The organism is Streptomyces sp. R11, from assembly GCF_041051905.1.
In the GTDB taxonomy this organism is placed as follows: domain Bacteria; phylum Actinomycetota; class Actinomycetes; order Streptomycetales; family Streptomycetaceae; genus Streptomyces.
The window spans coordinates 4,809,966-4,826,780 of sequence record NZ_CP163432.1; the positions used below are offsets into that span (position 1 = coordinate 4,809,966).

A 16,815-nucleotide genomic window follows, 5' to 3' on the forward strand; every position below is an offset into this window, starting at 1 on the left:
CGTTACCGATCACGGACAATCTCGGGGGAGTTCGCGGACAACCCGGCGAGCAGGGGACCGCAGCGGCGGCGAGTCGGACAGGGCCGGCGGCTCAGCTTTCACTTCGTCGGGGCGCCGACCAGGTCGTCCAGTTCGGCGGCGAAGAGCTGCGCGGGGTCGAATCCCATACCGGAGAACTGGCCGGCGAGTTCCAGGGACAGGACGCCGTGCAGCCGGCTCCAGAAGGCCAGGGCCCGGTGGAGGGCCGCGGGCGGGGCGGGATGGCCGCCCGCCCAGTCCCGGTGGCCTTCCAGGTGCGCGTCGAACGGCGTCGCCGGACTGGCCGAGGGCATCTCCGTGGGCAGCGCGGCACAGGCGTCCAGGATGGTCGCCATGATCTCGGAGGAGATCGCTGTGGTGTCGTCGGGCGCGTGGTAGCCGGGGACGGGCGTGCCGTAGATGAGGAAGTATCGGTGGGGGTCCTCCAGGGCCCAGCTCCGCAAGGCGTGCGCCAGCCCGGTCAGGTCGGCGTCGGCTTCCCAGGCCGCGCGGAAGGTGTCGGCGAGGCTTCGGTACGCGTCTCTCACGAGCTCGGTGATCAGCTCGTCACGGCCGCTGAAATACCGGTACAGCGCGGGACCGCTCATGCCCATCTGCTTGGCGATCGCGTTGAGGGAGAGCGCGGACGCGCCCGCCGTGGCGATCTGCTCCCACGCGCGCTGCTTGATCTCCGTACGCACCTGGGCGCGGTAGCGCTCGCGCGGGGTCGTCGTGCCCTGTTCCGTCACTGACCTGCCACCTTTCCGCACCGCTGCGCTCCATCCGCAACGTCTTGTTAGAGGTTATCACTGAAGCTATTGACTCTCCGCGGTGCGATGAGTTAGAACCTATAACGAACACGAAAGCACATAACCAGATCAGGAACGCAGTGGAGGTCACCATGGACGCAGAAGCTCTCGTAGAGGTCGTTCTGCCGGGCAAGGTCGAGCCCGAGGGGCTTCGGATCCGGCGCGGAGCCGTCCCCTCGGCGGGCCCGGGCCAGGTCGTGATCCGGATGGAGGCGACCGGCGTCTCCTTCGCCGAGCAGCAGATGCGGCGTGGCCGCTACTACGACCAGCCGGCCTTCCCGTTCGTGCCCGGCTACGACCTCGTGGGCACGGTGGCGACGACCGGCGAGGGGGTCGAGCCGGACCTGGCCGGCACCCGGGTCGCCGCGCTGGTCAAGGTCGGCGGCTGGGCCAGCCACGTGGTCGTCGACGCGGCGGACGTGGTGCCCGTGCCGGACGGGATCGCCGCGGCGGAGGCGGAGACCCTCGTCGTCAACGGCATCACCGCCTGGCAGATGCTGCACCGCAAGGCCCGAGTCCGTGCGGGACACACCGTCGTGGTGCACGGCGCCAACGGCGGCGTCGGATCGGTCCTGGTGCAGCTCGCCCAGGCCGCGGGCGCGCGGGTGATCGGCACGGCGTCCGCCCGCCACCACGACGCCCTGCGGGAACGGGGAGTCGCCCCCGTCGACTACCGCGCCGACGACGTCGCCGCACGGATCCGCGAACTCGCCCCGCACGGGGTGGACGCCGTCTTCGACCACGTCGGCGGCAGCGGCATCGTCGACTCCTGGCGCCTCCTCGCCCCCGGCGGCACGCTCGTCTCGTACGGCAGCGCCTCCACCCGGGACGACGAGGGCTCCAAGCAGATGCCCGTCCTGAAGCTGCTCGGCCGGGTGTGGCTGTGGAACGCCCTGCCCAACCGCCGCCGCGCGTACTTCTTCAACGTCTGGGCCGGCCGGGCCCTGGCCAAGAACCGGTTCCGGTCCCGCCTCCGCGCCGATCTCACCCAGGTCTTCGCCGCACTCCAGCGCGGCGAGGTCAGTGCCCAGATCGCCGCGCAGCTGCCCCTCACCCGCATCGCCGACGCCCTGCGGCTGGCCGAGTCGGGCACCGTCGCCGGGAAGGTCGTCCTGAACCCGTAGCAAGCCTTTGAGTGCCCGGCCCGCTCACACCGACCGACCAGCCAAACCATCGAGAGGAACCCCATGTTCAGCATCAGCCCGTCCAACGCCCCCGCTCAGCAGCCGCGTCGGCACCGGGGCGTCATGGCCGCGGTCACGGTCGCACTCGCCGTCACCGGCGTCCTCGCCGCCACCGTCCCGGCCGCCCAGGCGACCCCGCACAGCCGCACGTCCCAGTGCGGCGGTCGCGGCGTCGACAAGAACGCCGTCATCCGCTACGAGTCCGACGTCTTCATCAAGGCCCCCCTGAGCACCATCTGGAAGCTCCAGACCGACGTCGAACGCTGGCCGTCCTGGCAGGCCCCCGTGCTCACCGCCGAACGTCTCGACCACGGCCGTCTGAAGGCGGGTTCGCAGTTCCGCTGGACGACCCCCGCGCCCGCCACCCCCACGACCCCCGCCACCACACTCGACATCACCTCCACCGTCCAGGAACTCCGGCGCCACAACTGCATCCTGTGGAGCGGACCCGCGATCGGTGAGGGACTGCGCATCGACGAGGGCGTCCACCTGTGGACCTTCAAGAAGGTCAAGGGCGGCGTACACGTCCACACCGAGGAGACCTGGACCGGCGACCAGGTCGAAGCGGATGTGCCCACCGCCACCGAGGCCCTCGGCGCGGGACTCGAAGCGTGGCTGCGCGACCTCGAGGCCGCCGCCGAAGCGTGACGTACGGCAAGCGGGCCCAGTCTCTGACCTGGGCCTCAAGCCGTGTCTCAGCTAGCCATGTCTCAGCGCAGCGCGCTCTTCTCCTGCCACTCGGACCACGAGAGGTTCCACGCGCCGAACCCGTTGCCGGGCGCGACCTCGCCCTTGGTGTCCTTGCCGGTGATCTCGAACGGGTCGCCCGGGCGCACCTGCCCGTAGAACCAGGCCGCGTTCGCGTCGCTCATTCCTATGCACCCGGAACTCTGGTTGGAGTTGCCGAAGTAGCGGGCGTTCCACGGGGCGGCGTGCGCGTACATGCCCGACCAGGTCAGCCGCATCGAGTGGTCGACCATCTTGTCGTAGGCGTCGCCCAGGCCCACCACGGCGGAACGATCCACGCGGGGAACCGGCCCGGGGGCGGCGCCGTCTTCACCGTCGAGATACCGCTCCACGCGGAGGAGGCCGGCGGATGAGGCGTGCGCGGACGCGCCGAAACGCGGCACCCGTCGCCCTCGCCTTCGCGGCGACCGTACCGCTGCTCGGCGGCTGCGGTATCCAGGAGACCGATGTCATCGAGGCGGGCGGCCCCGCCAGCTTCCAGGCCTTCCTCAACCGCGACGACGACATGCTGCTCTTCTTCCGTTCCCCCGACGGAGCGCTGACCCCCGTCATCCGGACGACCGAGCCCTCGGCCGAAGAGCACAACCTCAGTGAAACGGCGGGCCCGGTGCCCACGGAGAAGGTCGTCCTGGCATTGCTCGGCGGTCCGCGGGACGAGGACCGAGACGCGGGCCTGAGCACCTCCCTCCCGGCCGCCCGCCCCGGTGCGACCGTCGAGGTCGACGTCTTGCCGGGCGGCAAGGTCGCGATCCGCCTGCCCTTTGCCCTGAGGGGCCTTTCCAGCCCTGCGCTACGTCAGCTGACCTGCACGATCGCCTACAGCCAGGACGCCGGCGGCGAGGTCGCCGTGCAGCTGACGGGGCAGGACGGGGCATCGAGGTCCGGCACCTGCGGGCTCGCCCTCGCCGGCACGGGTACTCGTGGGGCCCGCCGCTGACGGAGGGCCCCACGTGGTCGTCACCTTGTCCCGGGTTCAGAAACGGCTGACCATCCCCGAAAGACCCCGAGGCGTCGGCAGCGGGAGCGGGTTGTCGCCGGCGCGCTCGCGCGCTTCCGGAGCGGCCTTGCAGGTCACGTCCTTCACCGGCAGCTTTCCGGTGGTCAGGTAGGCCGTGGCCGGCTTGTCGGCGCACGACTTGGAGCCGTAGATGCCGTGTCCGACACCTCCGAGGACCGTGACCATCTTCGAGCCCTTCATGACCCGTCGCAGGCCCTGCCCACTGGCCAACGGGGTCTGGGAATCCCACTCGTTCTGGAGGATCAGCGCGCCGACCTTGTTGTCGATCGTGGTGGCGGGTTCGGAGCCGTTCTTCTTCCAGAAGGCGCACGGCTTGATGTTGGACACGAAGTCGCCGTACAGCGGGTACTTGGCCTTGTCCCGGATCGCGTCGGCGCGGTACTGCCCGGGATCGCGCGGCCAGTTGCGGGTGTCGGCGCAGACGACGGACCAGAAGCCGGCGTCGCCGTTGTCCTCGGGCACGGCACGGGCGAACGAAGGCGGCTGCGGCGAGAGCCTCTTGCCCTCCTGGCCACCGGAGGTGGGCCGGCCCTCGGCGGCCTTCTTCAGCTCGACGACCGACTCGGCTGCGTCACGCACACTGAAGAACGTGGCCCGGCTGCCGGAGCGGATGTCGTCACCGGTCAGCTTGGTGCCGTCGAGGTCGATCGGCTTCCGGTCGGCCTGGGCGACCAGGTCGTAGAAGGTCTTGCGGACCGCCTCGGGCGTCTTCCCCAGTTTGTACGTGGAGTTCCGCTGGGCGGTCCACTCGGTCCACCGGGTGAAGGCGGGCTCGGTGCCCTCCGCCCAGATCTGGATCATGCCGCGCCAGACCCGGGCCGGGTCGACGGCGCTGTCCAGCACGAAACGGTCGGAGCGCTTGGGGAACATCTGCGTGTAGACCGCGCCGAGGTAGGTCCCGTACGAGTAACCCAGGTAGGAGATCTTCTTCTCGCCGAGCACGGCCCGGATCACGTCCATGTCCCGCGCGGTGTTGCGGGTGGTGATGTGCCGCAGCTTGTCGCCCTGCTTGGCGTCGCACTTCTCGGCGACGGTCCGGGCCCACGTCACGTCCTTGGCGAACGTCGCGGCCTTGTACGGCCGTTCCGAGTTCGCCTGCTCGGGCGTCAGACCGCAGCTGACGGGGGAGCTCTGGCCGATCCCTCGCGGGTCGAACCCCACGAGGTCGTACTTCGCCTTCACACTCTTCGGCAGCTCACTCGCCATGAACTGCGGCATGTCGACGCCCGGACCGCCGGGTCCGCCCGGGTTGAGCAGGAGCACACCGCGGCGCTCCTGCTTGGTGCTCGTCTTCAGCCTCGATATCGCCAGGTCGAGCTTCTTGCCGCTGGGGCGGCTGTAGTCGAGCGGCACCTTGATGGTGGCGCACTGGAAGGTCGCCGGCGTCTCTCTGTCACAGCGGTGCCAGGCCGGCTTCTGCTGAAGGTACCGGCTCATGGGGTTCGCCGCGGTGGAGGGGGCGGCCGCGGCGGATGCCGTGGCCGGCGCGAGCGCGGGAACCAGGGCGGCGACGCCACTGGCCGCCAGGAAGCAAGCTATTCGACTGTTTCGCACGTGGGGGAGGTCCTTGCCGTTGTGTGTACGGGTCGGACCAACCCTTTCGGCTGAGGGAGTTGGGGCGAATCCATCAAGGAGGCAAGGTTTCTCAGACCGTGGATGGACAGAGAGGGCGACGGATGGTCCCGGAGTCGGACAACCAGGATTCGCTCCGCGACATCCGGCTCAATCGCCCTTCTGCCGGCCTACGGTCGTCCCAGGGTGCCCTGTTCGCACACACGGCGGGCTATCTCGCGAAGCTTGATGTTGCTCTCCTGCGAGTAGCGGCGCAGCACGTCGAAGGCTTCCTGTTCGGTGAGCTCGTGGGCGCCGATGAGGATGCCCATGGCCTCGCCGATGATGTGGCGGGTGGCGGCGGCGCGTTCCATCCGGGCGTGGGTGCGGGCGCTGGAGAAGGCGACCGCGGCATGGGAAGCGAGCAGCAAACCGGCCGTCTCGCTGTCCTCGGGGAAGGCGCCGGGCTTGCGGGAGTAGAGGTTCAGCGCGCCGAATTCCTCATCGTCGGTGAACAACAGAAAGCCCATCATGCTGCCCACGCCGAGCGCATGGGCCTGAGGCGCGAAGGCCGGCCAGCGCTGGTGCAGCGCGGTGAGATCGCGATGCGGAAGACTCGCTCGCCCTGAGAGCTGTAAGCGGCGGCTTCGAAGCACGGCCTCTCGCCGAGACGGCACCGGGTCTCACGCCTCTCACGCCTCCTGCGTGGCGTCGATCTCGGTGATCAGGGCCTCGATGCGCTTGTGGATCTCGTCGCGGATGGGGCGGACGGCCTCGACGCCCTTGCCCGCCGGGTCTTCCAGGGCCCAGTCCAGGTACTTCTTGCCGGGGAAGATCGGGCAGGCGTCGCCGCAGCCCATGGTGATGACGTAGTCGGACGCCTGGACGGCCTCGGTGGTGAGGACCTTCGGCTGGGCCGCGGAGATGTCGATGCCGACCTCGTCCATGGCGGCGACGGCGGCCGGGTTGACCTGGTCGCCGGGGAGGGAGCCGGCGGAGCGGACCTCGATCCGGTCGCCCGCGAGGTGGCTGAGGAATCCGGCGGCCATCTGGGAGCGCCCGGCGTTGTGGACGCAGACGAACAGCACGGAGGCGAGCGGGCTGGAGGACATCGGTTCTTCCTTCGTAAGTGGATCAAGAGGGTTGCGCCGGGGGTAGGTTCAGGTGTCGCACTCGGGGTCGGTGACCCAAGGATCAGCCCAGGGTGGTATCAGCCTGGCGTGATGTGAGATTATCAGTCCATGCTGACGTCAGTCGACACTGATCTGTTGCGGGTTCTCGCCGACCCGCTGCGCCTCCGGATCGTCACCCTGCTCGCCGAGGAGACGCTCTGCACCACCCACCTGATCGAGGAGACGGGCGCCAGACAGACCAACCTCTCCAACCACCTGAAGGTGCTGCGCGAGGCCGGGGTCGTGGAGACCGAGCCGTGCGGCCGGTTCACCTACTACCGGCTCAGGCCCGACGTCATCGCCTCCCTCGCGGGCCAGTTCGCCGACCTGGCGAAGACCGCGCGCACCACCGCCGAGAACAACGTCAAGCGGTCCTGCCCCTGACCCCCGCCCCTGCGGCGACCTGCACCGAGGAGTCCAGTTGACCGCCACCGAGGCTGCCGAGCACGACCGGGCCGAAAAATCCCCGACAGCCCCGAACGCGGCCGGGGCCGAGCCGCAGCCCGCCCCGGGCGCCACCCCGCCCCAGGCACCGCCGCTGCTCGCCCGGGCCGCGGCCGAACTGGTCGGCACCGCAGCCCTCGTGACGGTGGTGGTCGGCTCCGGCATCCAGGCAACCCAACTCACCGAGGACGTCGGCCTGCAACTCCTCGCGAACTCCACGGCCACCGTCTTCGGCCTGGGTGTGCTGATCCTGCTGCTCGGCCCGGTGTCCGGCGCGCACTTCAACCCCGCCGTCACCCTCGCCGAGTGGTGGACCGCCCGCCGCGGCGGCCCCGGCGTGACGTTGCGGGAGGCCGCTGCCTACGTCCCCACGCAGATCGTCGGCGCCATCGCGGGCGCGATCCTGGCCGACGCGATGTTCGGCGAACCGCTGGTGAAGTGGTCCACCCACGACCGCTCGGCCGGACACCTGCTCCTGGGCGAGATCGTCGCGACGGCCGGGCTGATCCTGCTGATCTTCGGCCTGGCCCGCACCGACCGCCTCCGCCACGCCCCCGTCGCGGTCGCCTCCTACATCGGAGCCGCGTACTGGTTCACCTCGTCCACGTCCTTCGCCAACCCGGCCGTGACCATCGGCCGCGCCTTCACCGACACCTTCGCCGGCATCGCCCCGGGCTCGGTCGCGGGCTTCATCGGCATGCAACTCCTCGGCACCGTGGTCGGCTTGGCGCTGGCCGCCCTCATTTTCATGCCCGGCCGGAAAGCGGCCGAGTGACGCGTGTGAACCACGCGATCAGCTGGCACCGGGACGAGAACTGCCGGGCGCTTCTTGCTCGGCACGGCGGCGGTACTCGGCGTTGATCCGCTGAGCTTCCTCGAGCTGGTCCTCAAGGATGACGATGCGGCAAGCAGCCTCGATCGGGGTGCCCTTGTCGACGAGCTCGCGGGCGCGCGCCGCGATCCGCAGTTGGTAGCGGGAGTACCGGCGGTGTCCGCCCTCCGAGCGCAGCGGAGTGATCAGACGAGCCTCACCGAGGGCTCGGAGGAAAGCCGGGGAGGTGCCGAGCATCTCGGCGGCCCGTCCCATCGTGTATGCGGGGTAATCGTCGTCGTCCAGACGATCACTGAGCGGGATGTCTGCTGTCATGTCACCTCGTTGTGCAACGCGTCGAGGGGCCCCGGTGCCGTACGGCACCAGGGCCCCAAGGGAGATTCAACACCATCGGCCTTCGAGTCGGCCGAGACGAGGCGGATCAGCGGGAGTGGGCGAGTTCGGCCCGGACGAGCTTCTGATCGATGCCTCTAGGCAGCCGAGTCGAAGGAGGTCCGCTGCGCCCTGCGTCGCCCCGCTCGTCCGGTGGCGCGCCCCTGGGCGGCGCGGTCGCGGCGACCTCGGGACGAGGGGGCCGCCGAAGACGCGGCGCGGCGGGGGCGTTCCGCGACGGGCGCGGTGATGACGACGGGAACACCGGACGGGGCCTGGGCGCCGGTGATGCGGCTCAGTTCCGCCTCACCCGAACGTACCGGGGTGATCCGAGGGGTGATGGCGGCTGCGGCCATCAGCCGGTTCATGCTGCGGCGCTGGTCGGGGGTCACCAGGGTGACGACGGTGCCGGACTCTCCGGCACGGGCGGTACGGCCGCCGCGATGCAGGTAGTCCTTGTGGTCGGTGGGGGGATCGACGTTGACGACCAGGTCGAGGTTGTCCACGTGGATCCCGCGCGCGGCGACGTTGGTCGCCACCAGTACCGACACATGCCCGGTCTTGAACTGGGCGAGGGTCCGCGTGCGCTGCGGCTGGGACTTGCCGCCGTGCAGGGCCGCGGCGCGGATGCCGCTGTTCAGCAGGTGCTTGGTGAGCCGGTCGACGGCGTGCTTGGTGTCCAGAAACATGATCACCCGGCCGTCTCGTGCCGCGATCTCGGTGGTCGTCCGGTGCTTGTCCGCTTCGTGCACGTGGAGTACGTGGTGTTCCATCGTGGTGACCGCACCCGCGGACGGGTCGACGGAGTGGACCACCGGGTCGGTCAGGTAGCGGCGGACGAGCCGGTCGACGTTGCGGTCCAGCGTGGCCGAGAAGAGCATGCGCTGCCCTTCGGGGCGCACCTGGTCGAGCAGGGCGGTGACCTGCGGCATGAAGCCCATGTCGGCCATCTGGTCGGCCTCGTCGAGGACGGTGATGGCGACGTCGTCCAGCCGGCAGTCGCCACGGCCGATGAGGTCCTTGAGCCGCCCCGGAGTCGCGACGACGACCTCCGCGCCGGCGCGCAGTGCACCTGCCTGCCTGCCGATGGACATCCCGCCGACCACGGTGGCCAGCCGAAGACTCGCCGAGCGGGCGTAGGGGGTGAGTGCGTCGGTGACCTGCTGGGCCAGCTCGCGGGTGGGTACGAGGACCAGGGCCAGCGGCTGCCGAGGCTCGGCGCGCCGACCCGCTGTCCGGGCCAGCATGGCCAGGCCGAAGGCGAGGGTCTTGCCCGACCCGGTACGGCCGCGGCCGAGCACGTCGCGCCCGGCGAGAGAGTTCGGAAGGGTCGCCCCCTGGATGGGGAACGGTACGGTCACGCCCTCGTGACCGAGTGCGGCCAGCAACGGCGCCGGCAGGTCGAGGTCGGCGAACGACTCGACGGCGGGCAGCGCGGGCGTGACCGTCACCGGCAGCGCGAACTCGCCCTGCGGTGAGGTCTGTCGGCGATCGTTGCCCTTGGCACGACGGGGAGCCCCCGAGTGCCTGGCGGCGGAACCCCGGGAGCGGTCATTGGCACGGGTCGTGCGGGCGGTGCGTGCGCGGTTCAAGCGGAACCCTTCCTCGATGTGAGCACGTAGGCACGTAGCAAGGAATTTCCGCAGCAAAATGAACTGCGCAGGGAATCGCGAGAACGAGCCGGAGACGATGGGCGCCGAGTCGTATCGACGGGGGAATACGTCACCCTTGGGTGATGTGGTGGGGCCATCCCGTCGCGCGCCCTGAAATGCAGCGAGCTGGGGCCCGCACCCCAAGGTGCGGGCCCCAGCTGCGAAGTATGCGTTGCTGCCGGTGTCAGGCGGGAACGATGTTCTCCGCCGTCGGGCCCTTCTGGCCCTGGGCGATGTCGAAGGACACCTTCTGACCTTCCTGCAGCTCGCGGAAGCCCTGGGTGGCGATGTTCGAGTAGTGGGCGAAGACGTCGGGGCCGCCGCCGTCCTGCTCGATGAAGCCGAAGCCCTTTTCCGCGTTGAACCACTTCACGGTGCCAGTAGCCATGTCATTTCTCCTTCGGAGACGATGTTCGGAATTCGCCTTGTGCGGATTCCGCGTCGCCGTGCTGATCAACCCGTCGGAAAATGAACCCTCTGGCAACCACACCTGCAACTGAGATCGACGTTAGCATGACGCGATCGGCCCCGAGCGATCAATAGTCCCGATCGGGTCGGCGGTCGGGGAATACTCGCGGTGTGCCGCACCTATTTCTCACATCACGGATACAGATATTGGTCCGCGCGGATGTAGTGTTCCTGCCGAACGCTTCCGGCCACAGCGCCGTGACCTCCGTCGATGGGCCATGCGCCACTGCCGTCGCCCTCAACGGACGGGACGACGGAGAACGCGCCGAGACCCGACGACCGCGATGAAGGTCACATCGGCCCGGAGTCGCTCCTAGCCGGCGCGTGCGGCGGTCCAGGTGATGTGAGGGGGCTCGACGCGTGCGCACAAGGGCCCGCCCTGCGCGTCGGTCAGGCCGAGGCGTCCGACGAGCAGCCCGTCGCGTGCGGCGGCGGCGAGTACGTCGGCGGGGACGACGTCGAGCATGAGCTTGGCCCGGCGGAACATCGTGAAGGTGCCCGAGTCGTCGACCGTGCCCCACGACAGGTAGATGAACCTTCGGCCCAGCCGGTCCTGCACGTACGGGCCTTTGATCTCGATGCCGGCCGGCGAGGCGCTCGCGGTGCACTCCAGGGTCCACGTCGCGGACGGCGCATCGCCGGGCTGCGGCTCGAGGAGTTCGGCCGGACGGTCGCGGCGTTGCACGGCGACGTGGATGTTGCCGTAGGCGGGGACTGTGCCGTCCACACTCGGGGGGCGGGTGAGGCCGGGCAGGTCGACGGCGTCGATGCGGATGCGCATGGCGGCCATCATCTCGCCATCGTCCGCGAAGGGGTCAGCCGAGACCCGCAGCCGACATGGCCGACCGGTCCTGGGCCGGCCCCGGCGCCGCCCTCGACGTCGAGGAATGCGGCTCATGAACATCTCGTTGCGGGCCGCCCTCACCACCGTCCGACGTGCTGATACTGACCGGGCGATCGACAGGCGGGGGCAGGCGTGGACTGGACATGGGCGGGTGGACTGGCCGCCGGTCTGCTGATCGCCTGCGTGACCGCCCCGGTCGGCGTGTCCGGCGCGGTGTTCCTCCTCCCGGTCCAGCTGAGCGTCTTCGGCGTGCCCAACCCGGCCGTCACGCCGACCAACCTGCTGTTCAACGTCGTCGCCGGCCCGGGCGCCCTGTGGCGCTACCGCCGCGACGGCGCCCTGCGCGGCGACCTCGCCCGGCGCCTGGTGCTGGGCACGCTGCCCGGCGTCGTCCTCGGCGCCGCCCTCCGCGTCTTCGCCCTCCCCGGCCCCGAGGTCTTCCGGCTCCTGATCGCCGCCCTGCTGCTGCCCCTCGGCCTGTGGCTGAGCCTGCGCTCCCTGAAGCAGACGCACCACCGTCCGCCGCCCGCACGCGAGTTGACCCCACGCACACTCACCGGCCTCGCCCTGGCGGTCGGAGTGGTCGGCGGTATCTACGGCATCGGCGGCGGCTCCCTCCTCGGCCCGATCCTCGTCGGACGCGGTCTGCCCGTCGCACGCGTCGCCCCGGCCGCGCTCGCCGCCACCTTCGCGACCTCCCTCGTCGGCGCCGCCACCTACGCACTGCTGTCGCTCATCAGCGCCGGAGACATCGCCCCCGACTGGTGGCTCGGCCTCGCCTGCGGCACCGGCGGACTGATCGGCGGCTACCTCGGCGCCCGCCTCCAACCCCACCTGCCCGAACGAGCCCTACGCCTCCTGCTCGGCACCCTCGCCGCAGCCCTCGGCGCCCTGTACGCCGCCCAGACCCTGAGCTGAACCCCCGCCGGCCACCGTGTCCGTCCTGAAGTCGCGCATCTCCGGCGCACCTTGAGCAGGTTCACCCCGCAGGGCTGTCACAAAACGGGGAGGCCGTCTTGTCCTCACTGTGGACACTCCCTGCTTGGAGGAACGCATGACCGCTCAGCACGCACACCTGCCCCCGGGCGTCGAGGTGATCACGACCCTGCCGGAGGCGGCGGACCGAATACCGGCAGGCGCCGAGGCAAGGACGATCCGGGTCACCCTGGCCCCCGGTGACCCCGGCGCGCCGCCGCACCGCCACCCCGGACCGCTCTTCGGTTACGTGACCCAGGGCGAGATCCTCTTCGAACTGGAGGGCCAACCGCCCCGGGTACTCAAGGCCGGTGACGCCCTCTTCGAGCCCGGAGGCGACGTCATCCACTACCAGGGCGCCAACAACCTTCCCGACGCCCAGTCCCAGCTGGTGGTGACCATGTTCGCGCCGCCGGGTGCCCCTGTTCTCACCGTGGTCGGCCCGGAGGAACTGGCAGAACGGCAGCACCTACGGGGCACCCAGTCACGGTGACCACCAGCCCTCGGTGAGGTCCACCCCGCAGAAGGCACGTGGCAGCGTCCGTATACAAGCTGTATACGACTGCTGGGGGTTGCCGTGACGTCCGGTCGGGAGAAGGCGTACGCGTATCTCAAGGAGACGGTGCTGACGGATCCCGGGATGCAAGGCGCCTTCCTGTCGGAGCAGGAGCTCGCGGACCGGATCGGCGTCTCCCGCACGCCCATCCGGGAAGCGCTGCTGCAACTCGCCGCCGAGGACCTGGTCGAGCTGGTGCCAAAGCGGGGCGCCCGGGTGTCGCCCCTGACGGGACGGGAGATCCGCGAGCTCATGGAGCTGCGGGGCATCGTCGAGCGGTACGCCGCCCAGCAGCTCGTCTCCGGTGGCGGAGCGCCGGTGGCGGAGCTGCGGTCCCTGCTGGAACGGCAGCGCGAGCTCACCGGCGCCGAGCAGGCCCGGGAGTTCATCGCCGTGGACCACCGTTTCCACGCCGTCCTGGTGTCCGCCGTCGGCAACGCCCTTCTCGACCGGCACTACGAGGGCCTGCGCAGCCGCCAGGTCCGTGCCGGCGTGGTCGCCCTCTTCAACCGGCAGGGACGCCAGGAAGCGGTGCTGGAGGAGCACGAGGCCATCCTGGACGCCCTGGAAGCCGGTGACGCCCAGGCCGCGTGGGCCGCCATCGACCATCATCTGGAGTCGACGCTCAAGGTGCTGCTCGCGGGTTAGGACGGCGGGTAGGTGATCACCAGCATCGTCACGCCGTCCCGGGAGGCCCAGGGGCCGTGCGGCATCCCGGGCGGGCGGCAGGCGTACATGCCGGCGGTGAAGGTCCGGTCGAGTGTCAGGTCGTGCAGCGCTCCCTCGACGAGGTAGACCTCCTCCCAGAAGTCGTGGCATGTCACGCCGTGCGCCGAGGTGTCGGTCCCCGGCGCCCAGCGGACGAGCGCCATACGGGATCCACGCTCGGGGTCGTCGGCCAGGACGCGTTCCCCGACGCCCGGGCCGGCTTCGGCCGGGGCCTGCCACGGCCCGTCGGGCAGGTGGAACTCCAGCTCGGGCTTGCTCATCGCCACACCTCCGGGCGCCGGTTCGCAAGTACGGAGGTCCGCTGCCGGACCGCGGCGACCTCGTCGACGTCCAGGTCGGCCACCAGCAGCCCGGGCTCGGCGCCCAGAGCGTGCCGTACGGTCCCGTCGGGGCCGACGACGAGACTGTGCCCGATCCCCGTCGGGGCGGAACCCGGGCCGGTGCCCGCGCCGGGGTCGGCCTGGTCGACGGCGGCCAGCCATACGGTGGCGTCCAGCGCACGGGCCCGCGCCAGCAGCTCCCACTGCTCCGGCTTGCCCGGCCCCGCGCCCCAGGAGGCGGCCAGCAGTGTGGCGACGGCTCCGGCGTCGGCGTGCGCCCGGAATGCGGTGCGCGTCGCGCGCAGCAGGCGGAGGCGGTGTCGCTGCCGAGGCCGGCGGCGGTGAACGCGTTGTCCCCCTTCGGTCTGTCCGATCAGCCCGGTATCGGGGTGAGCAGCCCGAGCCGCCCGAGGAGAATCCGAGTACGTCGACCCTGCGCCTCCCCAGCCGGCCGATGAAGGCGCCGAGGTCACGTACCGACCTCGAGATCGGGTTCTCCACGCCAGGGCCCGAGTAGTCGCCACCCCGCTGTTACTCACTTTCGGGTGATGACCCGGTCCCCTACGGGGCGTCGCACCGCGGCGGGACGACGTCACACCCCAACGCCCGCAAGGCCTCCCGGCCTGTCGATGCGTCAATACTGAGCCATAGACGGCATACATGGATGTTGCATCCGAGAGTCATAGAAATATGGACAACACGTAACAGACGTCACGCCTTCTCCTGAGGTTCTCCACGACGTGGACAGGGTGTGCGTGCGGCCAGCCGGCCGCCAACCCACACCACACCGACTCCCCGGCAGCCCGTAGCGGCCTCTCGGGGAAGGTGCCCGCACCATGGGAGACCCCTTGTCCGCTTCCGCTTCTGTCAGCGCCCGCCGCCTCACCGCCGCCGCGCTCGCCGCCGGCGCTCTGGTCTCGGTCGTCACGCTGCCGGCCTCCGCCTCCGACCACGCCCGTCCCGAGCGGCCGAAGGTGAAGATCTCGGACGTCCAGTACGACTCCCCGGGCCGTGACGACCGCTCCAACCGCTCCCTGAACCGGGAGTGGGTCGAAATCACCAACACCACCCGCCACACGGTCAACCTCGACGGCTGGACCCTCGAGGACGAGGACGGTCGCACCTACACCTTCGACCACTACCGCCTGGAAGGCCGCGCCACGGTCCGCATCCACACCGGCATCGGTCGCGACACCGACAGCGACCTGTACCAGGACCGCCGCCACTACGTCTGGGACAACCGCTCCGACACCGCCACCCTCCGCAACGACCGCGGACGCTTCATCGACAACGAGTCCTGGGGCTACGACCGTCACAACGACCGCCACAACGACCGCCACAACGACCGCCACAACGACCGCCACAACGACCGCCACAACGACCGTCACAACGACCGCCACCACGGCGGCTACCACCGCTGACCCCAGCACCACGTGCGTGAACTGAACGCGTTCCCCACGCACCGATAAGCCATTGGCGCGCCCGGCCTCTCCCGAGGCCGGGCGCGTCTCAACGGTCGGCTGCAGTGAGGCAACGGCGCTGTCGGTTCGGGTGTCGGAGTCCTGGACAGGTCCATGGATGCTGAGTGATGGATCACAGAAAAAGTGCGGCCTAAGCAGGCAACTGTTCCCGTAAGTGCCATTTGTGCGCGCGCTGTGAAGGCTCCTCCGGCAGAGGTGCGAGAAACCACCTGCGGCCTTGTTCAGGCAGGTCATACGATCGCTGCGGCGTCGCCCCGCGTGAGCAGTCCGCAGGCGCGACGCCCAGCGCACCTTTCTTTCGCCACCCGACCAGGGGTCCCTTGTGAAGATTCGCCGTGTTCTCGCGACCGCTGTCGCCGCCGCCGTGACCGCCCCGGTCGTCCTCCTCTCGACCGCACCCGCCTTCGCCGACGAGAAGCCGGTCGCGCAGACGCAGAAGGCGAAGCCGACGATCGAAGAGCTCGAGCAGGCCGTAGACCTCGCGCAGAAGGAGTACGACGCCGCCGTCATCGCGGTGAACGACGCCATCAAGTTCCTTGAGGAGGGCCTGGAAGCGGAGACGTACCCGACCAAGGCCGCGGTCATCGAGACCAAGAAGGCCGCTGAGGCCGCCGCCAAGGCCAAGACCGAGGCCGACCAGGCCGTCGTGGACGCCCGGGCCAAGCTGGACGCCGCCACCACCGACGAGGAGAAGGCCGCAGCGCAGACGGTGCTCGACGAGGCCGAGAAGGCAGCCCAGGACGCCGCGGCGGCCAAGACGGCCGCGGACACCAAGGCTGCCGCGGCGCGGACCGCCCACGACGACGCCCGCGTCGCCCAGGCCCGGAAGATCGGCCTTCTGCAGAAGACGAGGGACGAGGCCAAGAAGAAGCTGGACGACGCGAAGAAGGCGCTCGCGGATGCCGAGGCCGAGGAGGGGGAGGAGGAGCCGGGCGACGAGTGCGTCCCGGAGCCCAAGCTCACCGCTGTCGTCAGCGGGCTCGCGGACAAGGTCGTCGGCGGAACCACGGAGAACTTCACGCTGCGCGTCACCAACGGCACCGACAAGACGATGGACGAGGTGTACCCGTACGCAGCCGTCCACGCCTTCGACGACAAGGGCCTCAAGGAGCTCGACTCCTACCTCGACCTGGAGTGGTCCACCGCCGCGAACCCGACCTGGCGCGACTTCGACCTGCTCGACGGATCGAATGTCGGCTCCCTCAAGGCGAAGGCCTCGGTCGACGTCAAACTGCGGCTGAAGGTCGACGCGGACATCCCGGCCGGGCAGGGCGCCGTCTTCGTGGCGGCCGACTACGTCAACGCCGACGACTCCTGCGGCGGTTACCCGGATCTCGACCACAACGAGTTCCAGATCCTGGCCAAGGCCGACTCGGGCAAGACCGACGACACCGACGGCAAGCCCGGCGAGACCGACAACACCACCGAGCAGGGCGGCTCCTCCACCACTCCGGTGAACGGAACCGGCGGCAGCGGCAGCGGCTCGCTCGCCGAGACCGGCTCGAGCGACGTTCTGCCGAAGGTCGCCCTGGCAGGCGGCGCGGCGCTCGCGCTCGGCGCCGGCGCGGTGGTCGTCGCCCGTCGCCGCAAGGCGGGCGCCGACGCCTGACCGGCAGGGCGAGACGCGACCGGGCCCGTTCCCC

Annotated in this window: 18 protein-coding genes and 3 pseudogenes; 10 read left to right on the forward strand and 11 right to left on the reverse strand. The window is 70.2% G+C overall.

Translation table 11 applies throughout. From position 1 onward, the window contains the following. Nucleotides 1-98: 98 nt before the first annotated feature. The gene (locus tag AB5J55_RS22075) at nucleotides 99-767 is read right to left on the reverse strand and encodes a TetR/AcrR family transcriptional regulator (RefSeq protein WP_369272329.1); all 669 of its coding nucleotides are present in this window, start codon (nucleotides 765-767) and stop codon (nucleotides 99-101) included. Between the two features lie 152 nt (nucleotides 768-919). Between AB5J55_RS22075 and AB5J55_RS22080 the strand changes: the two genes are divergently transcribed. Together AB5J55_RS22080 and AB5J55_RS22085 are read left to right on the forward strand one after the other, a co-directional pair. Next, a complete protein-coding gene (locus tag AB5J55_RS22080; protein WP_369272330.1) occupies nucleotides 920-1,951 on the forward strand; it encodes a medium chain dehydrogenase/reductase family protein in 1,032 nt (343 codons plus the stop codon). 123 nt (nucleotides 1,952-2,074) lie between these two features. Further along, entirely contained in the window at nucleotides 2,075-2,659 is a 585-nt protein-coding gene (locus AB5J55_RS22085; protein ID WP_369276260.1) for an SRPBCC family protein, read from the forward strand. 62 nt (nucleotides 2,660-2,721) lie between these two features. Here the strand turns inward: AB5J55_RS22085 and AB5J55_RS22090 are convergent. Continuing rightward, nucleotides 2,722-3,018: pseudogene (locus AB5J55_RS22090) on the reverse strand (L,D-transpeptidase); the annotation flags it as partial. Nucleotides 3,019-3,107: 89 nt separating this feature from the next. Here AB5J55_RS22090 and AB5J55_RS22095 point away from each other — a divergent pair. Continuing rightward, nucleotides 3,108-3,695 (forward strand): hypothetical protein, encoded by a 588-nt coding sequence (locus AB5J55_RS22095; protein WP_369272331.1) that lies wholly within the window; start codon nucleotides 3,108-3,110, stop codon nucleotides 3,693-3,695. Nucleotides 3,696-3,731: 36 nt separating this feature from the next. Here AB5J55_RS22095 and AB5J55_RS22100 read toward each other — a convergent pair whose 3' ends face one another. The 3 genes and pseudogenes from AB5J55_RS22100 to AB5J55_RS22110 form a co-directional block, all read right to left on the reverse strand. Beyond that, nucleotides 3,732-5,330, reverse strand: coding sequence for an alpha/beta hydrolase (locus AB5J55_RS22100; RefSeq protein WP_369272332.1), 1,599 nt, complete (start codon nucleotides 5,328-5,330; stop codon nucleotides 3,732-3,734). Between the two features lie 188 nt (nucleotides 5,331-5,518). Then, nucleotides 5,519-6,006 (reverse strand): annotated as a pseudogene (locus AB5J55_RS22105) (GAF and ANTAR domain-containing protein); the annotation flags it as partial. A gap of 13 nt (nucleotides 6,007-6,019) precedes the next feature. Then, nucleotides 6,020-6,439, reverse strand: coding sequence for an arsenate reductase ArsC (locus AB5J55_RS22110; protein WP_369272333.1), 420 nt, complete (start codon nucleotides 6,437-6,439; stop codon nucleotides 6,020-6,022). A gap of 129 nt (nucleotides 6,440-6,568) precedes the next feature. Here AB5J55_RS22110 and AB5J55_RS22115 point away from each other — a divergent pair, with 129 nt between their 5' ends. Both AB5J55_RS22115 and AB5J55_RS22120 read left to right on the forward strand, forming a co-directional pair. Beyond that, a complete protein-coding gene (locus AB5J55_RS22115; protein ID WP_369272334.1) occupies nucleotides 6,569-6,883 on the forward strand; it encodes an ArsR/SmtB family transcription factor in 315 nt (104 codons plus the stop codon). A 37-nt stretch (nucleotides 6,884-6,920) separates the two neighbouring features. Beyond that, nucleotides 6,921-7,718 (forward strand): aquaporin, encoded by a 798-nt coding sequence (locus tag AB5J55_RS22120; protein WP_369272335.1) that lies wholly within the window; start codon nucleotides 6,921-6,923, stop codon nucleotides 7,716-7,718. Between the two features lie 18 nt (nucleotides 7,719-7,736). Here AB5J55_RS22120 and AB5J55_RS22125 read toward each other — a convergent pair whose 3' ends face one another. The 4 genes from AB5J55_RS22125 to AB5J55_RS22140 all read right to left on the reverse strand — a co-directional run bounded on the left by AB5J55_RS22125 (nucleotide 7,737) and on the right by AB5J55_RS22140 (nucleotide 11,048). Then, nucleotides 7,737-8,090 carry a MerR family transcriptional regulator gene (locus tag AB5J55_RS22125; RefSeq protein ID WP_369272336.1) on the reverse strand — a complete coding sequence of 118 codons (354 nt, stop codon included), beginning with the start codon at nucleotides 8,088-8,090 and terminating at the stop codon, nucleotides 7,737-7,739. Between the two features lie 155 nt (nucleotides 8,091-8,245). Next, a complete protein-coding gene (locus AB5J55_RS22130) occupies nucleotides 8,246-9,739 on the reverse strand; it encodes a DEAD/DEAH box helicase (RefSeq protein ID WP_369272337.1) in 1,494 nt (497 codons plus the stop codon). 244 nt (nucleotides 9,740-9,983) lie between these two features. Beyond that, complete coding sequence (locus AB5J55_RS22135) at nucleotides 9,984-10,187, reverse strand: cold-shock protein (RefSeq protein WP_030600152.1); 204 nt, start codon at nucleotides 10,185-10,187, stop codon at nucleotides 9,984-9,986. A gap of 393 nt (nucleotides 10,188-10,580) precedes the next feature. After that, nucleotides 10,581-11,048 (reverse strand): DUF5990 family protein, encoded by a 468-nt coding sequence (locus tag AB5J55_RS22140; RefSeq protein ID WP_369272338.1) that lies wholly within the window; start codon nucleotides 11,046-11,048, stop codon nucleotides 10,581-10,583. A 195-nt stretch (nucleotides 11,049-11,243) separates the two neighbouring features. On the opposite strand from AB5J55_RS22140, the gene AB5J55_RS22145 reads away from it, so the two are divergent. The 3 genes from AB5J55_RS22145 to AB5J55_RS22155 all read left to right on the forward strand — a co-directional run bounded on the left by AB5J55_RS22145 (nucleotide 11,244) and on the right by AB5J55_RS22155 (nucleotide 13,290). Further along, the gene (locus AB5J55_RS22145) at nucleotides 11,244-12,029 is read left to right on the forward strand and encodes a sulfite exporter TauE/SafE family protein (protein WP_369272339.1); all 786 of its coding nucleotides are present in this window, start codon (nucleotides 11,244-11,246) and stop codon (nucleotides 12,027-12,029) included. 136 nt (nucleotides 12,030-12,165) lie between these two features. Next, entirely contained in the window at nucleotides 12,166-12,579 is a 414-nt protein-coding gene (locus AB5J55_RS22150; RefSeq protein ID WP_369272340.1) for a cupin domain-containing protein, read from the forward strand. Between the two features lie 84 nt (nucleotides 12,580-12,663). Further along, entirely contained in the window at nucleotides 12,664-13,290 is a 627-nt protein-coding gene (locus AB5J55_RS22155; protein ID WP_369272341.1) for a GntR family transcriptional regulator, read from the forward strand. On the opposite strand, the gene AB5J55_RS22160 is transcribed toward AB5J55_RS22155, so the two are convergent. Together AB5J55_RS22160 and AB5J55_RS22165 are read right to left on the reverse strand one after the other, a co-directional pair. Continuing rightward, nucleotides 13,287-13,631, reverse strand: coding sequence for a cupin domain-containing protein (locus AB5J55_RS22160; RefSeq protein WP_369272342.1), 345 nt, complete (start codon nucleotides 13,629-13,631; stop codon nucleotides 13,287-13,289). The two genes, AB5J55_RS22155 and AB5J55_RS22160, sit on opposite strands and share 4 nt — an antisense overlap. Next, nucleotides 13,628-13,975 (reverse strand): annotated as a pseudogene (locus AB5J55_RS22165) (nitrilase-related carbon-nitrogen hydrolase); the annotation flags it as partial. The pseudogene AB5J55_RS22165 and the gene AB5J55_RS22160, both read right to left, overlap by 4 nt. 552 nt (nucleotides 13,976-14,527) lie before the next feature. Between AB5J55_RS22165 and AB5J55_RS22170 the strand changes: the two are divergent. Next, nucleotides 14,528-15,112 (forward strand): lamin tail domain-containing protein, encoded by a 585-nt coding sequence (locus AB5J55_RS22170; protein ID WP_369272343.1) that lies wholly within the window; start codon nucleotides 14,528-14,530, stop codon nucleotides 15,110-15,112. Nucleotides 15,113-15,494: 382 nt separating this feature from the next. Then, complete coding sequence (locus AB5J55_RS22175; RefSeq protein ID WP_369272344.1) at nucleotides 15,495-16,781, forward strand: peptidase; 1,287 nt, start codon at nucleotides 15,495-15,497, stop codon at nucleotides 16,779-16,781. The last annotated feature ends 34 nt before the right edge of the window (nucleotides 16,782-16,815 follow it).